1 protein-coding gene is annotated in these 786 nt (G+C 31.0%); it reads right to left on the reverse strand.

Translation table 11 applies throughout. The features are described from left to right. Nucleotides 1–561: 561 nt before the first annotated feature. Nucleotides 562–786, reverse strand: a 225-nt coding sequence (locus ACVCZW_RS13330; protein ID WP_452232652.1) for a hypothetical protein, incomplete at its 5' end; no start/stop codon positions are given.

Here is a 786-nt window from a genome sequence, read left to right on the forward strand (position 1 = left end):
TAAAAAACTTTTGCTAACACCGTATATAATTTATTGCTGGTTCTAGCCTGCTTACGAAAACCCTCGCGGATTTTCTATTCCGTTTTTATTTGCTAAATTAGGTGCTGAAACACGCAACAAATCATATACAAACACGTTAGCTTTAATGCTTAAGCAAGTTTGTGGAAATAAAAAAAGCATGGTTTTAATCCCGAATTTTTTTTGAGTTTTAAGGAGAAAAAAACGAAAAACTATATTGTGGATTTTTAAAAATCATTTTGACTTTTCACTCAATTCCAAAATGAAATACTTTGCGGATCTTTTAGCTTGTTTGCGCAAAACGAAATCACTCAAACTTGTGAAACTGTTTTTAGCTTGTTTGCGGAAAACTAAATCAATAAAATCTGCAAAACTGAATTTAGCAAGTTTATGAATTGATTACTCAAACTCTAAAAAGTCAAAACAATCAAACGGAATTTTTAGCAAGTTTGCGGATTTAAAAAATAAAGAGAGTAAAAAAGATTTTAATTGGAAACTCTAAAAAGCACTAAAAGCTAACACCGTATATAAAAAATTGCTAGATTAGTACTTAAATAAAGTTGGTTGCGCTTTTACTAACTTCTGATTTTCCTTCGGAAAATCCTCGTCACCAAAAACGCAACTTTCCATATACAAACACGTTATGTTTAATAATCCCAGACTTCTGGAACTTCCCTTGTTCATTGCAATTAGCCCATTGTAAATTACAGAGTTTGCAATAAACTTGAATTGGAATACTGGATTTTGAGGAATAATTGTACCAACCCA

The organism is Lacinutrix sp. MEBiC02595 (genome assembly GCF_053601555.1).